The following is a 5,853-nucleotide window of genomic DNA, read 5'->3' on the forward strand; positions in this document are numbered from 1 at the left end:
CCGCGGATTTCCGCGGTTTCGGGGGTGCGACACGCCCGGGCGGTGGTGTGGATTGGACGAGTGCGCGGGATCCGCGTAACTTATTACTTGTTCGCCCCACAGGGGAGAGCGGAGCGGCCGAAAGGCCCCGCGTCCTCTCAAGCGGAGAACAACCCAAAACCCCGCACCACATGGTGTAGAGTTTTGGTTCTGGTCCTCGACCGGTTATCACGACGTTGATCTCTTAGATAGGTCCCACTGTGAGATCCACAAGGTTCGAGTGACAAAATCTAGAAGTGAACTGCCTCACGGGTAGGTCGAGAGATCGTTTCTGTGGGTGCGTCCGTTCCTTGAGAACTCAACAGCGTGCACTTGTCAAATGCCAATTTATTCCTCGTCGGTCCGTTTTTCGGATTGCGAGAAATTCCTTTGGATCAAAGTCCAACCCTTTGGGGTTGGCATCTGGATAGTCAGTTTTGACTTCCTGTTTGGTCAGATTGAACTCGCTTGTCCCGACCTTATTCCGGTTGGGTGGGCATTTTTCTTTTACGGAGAGTTTGATCCTGGCTCAGGATGAACGCTGGCGGCGTGCTTAACACATGCAAGTCGAACGGTGAAGCCAAGCTTGCTTGGTGGATCAGTGGCGAACGGGTGAGTAACACGTGAGCAACCTGCCCTGGACTCTGGGATAAGCGCTGGAAACGGCGTCTAATACTGGATATGAGCTCCTTCCGCATGGTGGGGGTTGGAAAGATTTTTCGGTCTGGGATGGGCTCGCGGCCTATCAGCTTGTTGGTGAGGTAATGGCTCACCAAGGCGTCGACGGGTAGCCGGCCTGAGAGGGTGACCGGCCACACTGGGACTGAGACACGGCCCAGACTCCTACGGGAGGCAGCAGTGGGGAATATTGCACAATGGGCGGAAGCCTGATGCAGCAACGCCGCGTGAGGGATGACGGCCTTCGGGTTGTAAACCTCTTTTAGCAGGGAAGAAGCGAAAGTGACGGTACCTGCAGAAAAAGCGCCGGCTAACTACGTGCCAGCAGCCGCGGTAATACGTAGGGCGCAAGCGTTATCCGGAATTATTGGGCGTAAAGAGCTCGTAGGCGGTTTGTCGCGTCTGCTGTGAAATCCCGAGGCTCAACCTCGGGCCTGCAGTGGGTACGGGCAGACTAGAGTGCGGTAGGGGAGATTGGAATTCCTGGTGTAGCGGTGGAATGCGCAGATATCAGGAGGAACACCGATGGCGAAGGCAGATCTCTGGGCCGTAACTGACGCTGAGGAGCGAAAGGGTGGGGAGCAAACAGGCTTAGATACCCTGGTAGTCCACCCCGTAAACGTTGGGAACTAGTTGTGGGGACCATTCCACGGTTTCCGTGACGCAGCTAACGCATTAAGTTCCCCGCCTGGGGAGTACGGCCGCAAGGCTAAAACTCAAAGGAATTGACGGGGACCCGCACAAGCGGCGGAGCATGCGGATTAATTCGATGCAACGCGAAGAACCTTACCAAGGCTTGACATATACGAGAACGGGCCAGAAATGGTCAACTCTTTGGACACTCGTAAACAGGTGGTGCATGGTTGTCGTCAGCTCGTGTCGTGAGATGTTGGGTTAAGTCCCGCAACGAGCGCAACCCTCGTTCTATGTTGCCAGCACGTAATGGTGGGAACTCATGGGATACTGCCGGGGTCAACTCGGAGGAAGGTGGGGATGACGTCAAATCATCATGCCCCTTATGTCTTGGGCTTCACGCATGCTACAATGGCCGGTACAAAGGGCTGCAATACCGTAAGGTGGAGCGAATCCCAAAAAGCCGGTCCCAGTTCGGATTGAGGTCTGCAACTCGACCTCATGAAGTCGGAGTCGCTAGTAATCGCAGATCAGCAACGCTGCGGTGAATACGTTCCCGGGTCTTGTACACACCGCCCGTCAAGTCATGAAAGTCGGTAACACCTGAAGCCGGTGGCCCAACCCTTGTGGAGGGAGCCGTCGAAGGTGGGATCGGTAATTAGGACTAAGTCGTAACAAGGTAGCCGTACCGGAAGGTGCGGCTGGATCACCTCCTTTCTAAGGAGCATCTGGCACGGATGGCCTTCGGGTTGTTGGTGTCCAGGCGCCGGATCAGACCGAATGTGTCTGCCGGTTAGCTCATGGGTGGAACATTTGATGAGGTGCTCACGTCGAAGATTTCGGATTTAGTACGCAGCTTGCTGTGGGAACGGTTCGGGTTGGAGGGGTGGGCACATGCACGCTGTTGGGTCCTGAGGGGCCGGGCGCTGATCGCGCGCTAGTCGTTTGGCTGGTAGTGGTTGGTGGCTGTTTCCTTGTGGGCCTGTCTCGGTGCCGGTGTTCCGGTGGCTGGGGTGGGTACCGCCCGTACTTTGAGAACTACACAGTGGACGCGAGCATCTTCCATGCAACTCTTCGGGGTTGTGTGGTGTAGATGATCTTAAAGATCATTAGTCAATTTTTTGACGATTCAACTCATGTGATTTCAAGTCTTTAAGAGCAAACGGTGGATGCCTTGGCATCTGGAGCCGAAGAAGGACGTAGCAATCTGCGATAAGCCTCGGGGAACTGATAAGCGAGTTTTGATCCGAGGGTGTCCGAATGGGGAAACCCCGCCAGGGCGCGTGCGTACCTGGTGACTCCCGCCTGAATATATAGGGCGGGTAGAGGGAACGTGGGGAAGTGAAACATCTCAGTACCCACAGGAAGAGAAAGCAACAGCGATTCCGTGAGTAGTGGCGAGCGAAACCGGAAGAGGCTAAACCTAGCGTGTGTGATAGCCGGCAGGCGTTGCATGTTGGGGGTTGTGGGACTTTTCTGATTGTTCTGCCGAGCAGTCGACGTGACAAGAGGGTATAGACGAACGGTTTTGAATGGCCGGTCATAGAGGGTGCGAACCCCGTAGTCGAAATGCCTGTTCTTGGCGTGAAGAGTATCCCAAGTAGCACGGGGCCCGAGAAATCCCGTGTGAATCTGTCAGGACCACCTGATAAGCCTAAATACTCCCAGATGACCGATAGCGGACAAGTACCGTGAGGGAAAGGTGAAAAGTACCCCGGGAGGGGAGTGAAATAGTACCTGAAACCGTTTGCTTACAAACCGTTGGAGCCTCCTTAGTAGGGGTGACAGCGTGCCTTTTGAAGAATGAGCCTGCGAGTTAGCGATACGTGGCGAGGTTAACCCGTGTGGGGTAGCCGTAGCGAAAGCGAGTCTGAATAGGGCGATTCAGTCGCGTGTCCTAGACCCGAAGCGAAGTGATCTATCCATGGCCAGGTTGAAGCGACGGTAAGACGTCGTGGAGGACCGAACCCACTTAGGTTGAAAACTGAGGGGATGAGCTGTGGATAGGGGTGAAAGGCCAATCAAACTTCGTGATAGCTGGTTCTCTCCGAAATGCATTTAGGTGCAGCGTTGCGTGTTTCTTGCCGGAGGTAGAGCTACTGGATGGCCGATGGGCCCTACAAGGTTACTGACGTCAGCCAAACTCCGAATGCCGGTAAGTGAGAGCGCAGCAGTGAGACTGTGGGGGATAAGCTTCATAGTCGAGAGGGAAACAACCCAGACCACCAACTAAGGTCCCTAAGCGCGTGCTAAGTGGGAAAGGATGTGGAGTTGCTTTGACAACCAGGAGGTTGGCTTAGAAGCAGCCACCCTTGAAAGAGTGCGTAATAGCTCACTGGTCAAGTGATTCCGCGCCGACAATGTAACGGGGCTCAAGCACGCCACCGAAGTTGTGGCATTGACATTTTTGGTAGGCCTTCGTGGTCCAGCCGTGTTGATGGGTAGGAGAGCGTCGTGTGGCGAGTGAAGCGGCGGGGTGACCCAGCCGTGGACGCTACACGAGTGAGAATGCAGGCATGAGTAGCGAAAGACGTGTGAGAAACACGTCCTCCGAAAGACCAAGGGTTCCAGGGTCAAGCTAATCTTCCCTGGGTAAGTCGGGACCTAAGGCGAGGCCGACAGGCGTAGTCGATGGACAACGGGTTGATATTCCCGTACCGGCGAAGAACCGCCCAAGCTAATCCAGTGGTGCTAAGAGTCCTAGCTCAGAATGTTTCGGATCCCTTCGGGGTGATGATCGTCTGTGTGAACGCTCGACCCCATGCTGGTGCGGCTAGCGTATTAACAGGTGTGACGCAGGAAGGTAGCCCAAGCCAGGCGATGGTTGTCCTGGTGCAAGTGCGTAGGCCGAGTGATAGGCAAATCCGTCACTCATTGAGGCTGAGACACGATGCGGATAAAAAGTGGGTGATCCTATGCTGCCGAGAAAAGCATCGACGCGAGGTTCTAGCTGCCCGTACCCCAAACCGACTCAGGTGGTCAGGTAGAGAATACCAAGGAGATCGAGAGAATCGTGGTTAAGGAACTCGGCAAAATGCCCCCGTAACTTCGGGAGAAGGGGGGCCATCCACTTATTAGGACTTGCTCCGAAAGGGTGTGGTGGCCGCAGAGACTAGTGGGTAGCGACTGTTTACTAAAAACACAGGTCCGTGCCAAGTCGCAAGACGATGTATACGGACTGACGCCTGCCCGGTGCTGGAAGGTTAAGAGGACCGGTTAGCCGCAAGGCGAAGCTGAGAATTTAAGCCCCAGTAAACGGCGGTGGTAACTATAACCATCCTAAGGTAGCGAAATTCCTTGTCGGGTAAGTTCCGACCTGCACGAATGGCGTAACGACTTCCCAACTGTCTCAACCGCGAACTCGGCGAAATTGCATTACGAGTAAAGATGCTCGTTACGCGCAGCAGGACGGAAAGACCCCGTGACCTTTACTACAGCTTGGTATTGGTGTTCGGTGTGGCTTGTGTAGGATAGGTGGGAGACGTTGAAGCATTCACGCCAGTGAGTGTGGAGTCATTGTTGAAATACCACTCTGGTCACTCTGGATATCTAACTTAGGACCGTGATCCGGTTCAGGGACAGTGCCTGGTGGGTAGTTTAACTGGGGCGGTTGCCTCCCAAAATGTAACGGAGGCGCCCAAAGGTTCCCTCAACCTGGTTGGCAATCAGGTGGCGAGTGTAAGTGCACAAGGGAGCTTGACTGTGAGACTGACAGGTCGAGCAGGGACGAAAGTCGGGACTAGTGATCCGGCAGTGGCTTGTGGAAGCGCTGTCGCTCAACGGATAAAAGGTACCTCGGGGATAACAGGCTGATCTTGCCCAAGAGTCCATATCGACGGCATGGTTTGGCACCTCGATGTCGGCTCGTCGCATCCTGGGGCTGGAGTAGGTCCCAAGGGTTGGGCTGTTCGCCCATTAAAGCGGTACGCGAGCTGGGTTTAGAACGTCGTGAGACAGTTCGGTCCCTATCCGCTGCGCGCGTAGGAAGTTTGAGAGGATCTGACCCTAGTACGAGAGGACCGGGTTGGACGAACCTCTGGTGTGTCAGTTGTTCCGCCAGGAGCACCGCTGATTAGCTACGTTCGGGATGGATAACCGCTGAAAGCATCTAAGCGGGAAGCCGGCCTCAAGATGAGACTTCCATACCTTCGGGTGAGAGGCTCCCAGCCAGACTACTGGGTTGATAGGCCGGATGTGGAAGCGTAGTAATACGTGAAGCTGACCGGTACTAATAAGCCGATGACTTGATAACACACCGTTTTTGGTGCTTGCGTCCACTGAGTGGTTCTCGATGTACGGTCGGGAACGCAACAATGAAAGTAATCGTTGTTGGTTTTTGAAACATCAATAGTGTTTCGGCGGCCATAGCGAGAGGGAAACGCCCGGTCACATTCCGAACCCGGAAGCTAAGCCTCTCAGCGCCGATGGTACTGCAGGGGGGACCCTGTGGGAGAGTAGGACACCGCCGGACTTCTTCTAACGAAATGGCCACCCAAAGCTGGGTGGCCATTTCGCATTTACGGG

The 5,853-nt window shown here is 54.9% G+C and carries 3 rRNA genes; all 3 read left to right on the forward strand.

The features are described from left to right. The first annotated feature begins 524 nt into the window (after window positions 1-524). The 3 genes from ACMW4R_RS18785 (at window position 525) to rrf (ending at window position 5,800) form a co-directional block, all read left to right on the forward strand. Window positions 525-2,046: ribosomal RNA gene (locus tag ACMW4R_RS18785) — 16S ribosomal RNA — on the forward strand. A 425-nt stretch (window positions 2,047-2,471) separates the two neighbouring features. Next, window positions 2,472-5,581, forward strand: a 23S ribosomal RNA gene (locus ACMW4R_RS18790). Window positions 5,582-5,683: 102 nt separating this feature from the next. After that, window positions 5,684-5,800, forward strand: a 5S ribosomal RNA gene (gene rrf / locus ACMW4R_RS18795). Together the 16S, 23S and 5S rRNA genes form the textbook arrangement of a ribosomal RNA operon. The last annotated feature ends 53 nt before the right edge of the window (window positions 5,801-5,853 follow it).

Origin of the sequence: Microbacterium sp. S1037 (assembly GCF_048381605.1) — a bacterium.
Taxonomy (GTDB): domain Bacteria; phylum Actinomycetota; class Actinomycetes; order Actinomycetales; family Microbacteriaceae; genus Microbacterium; species Microbacterium testaceum_B.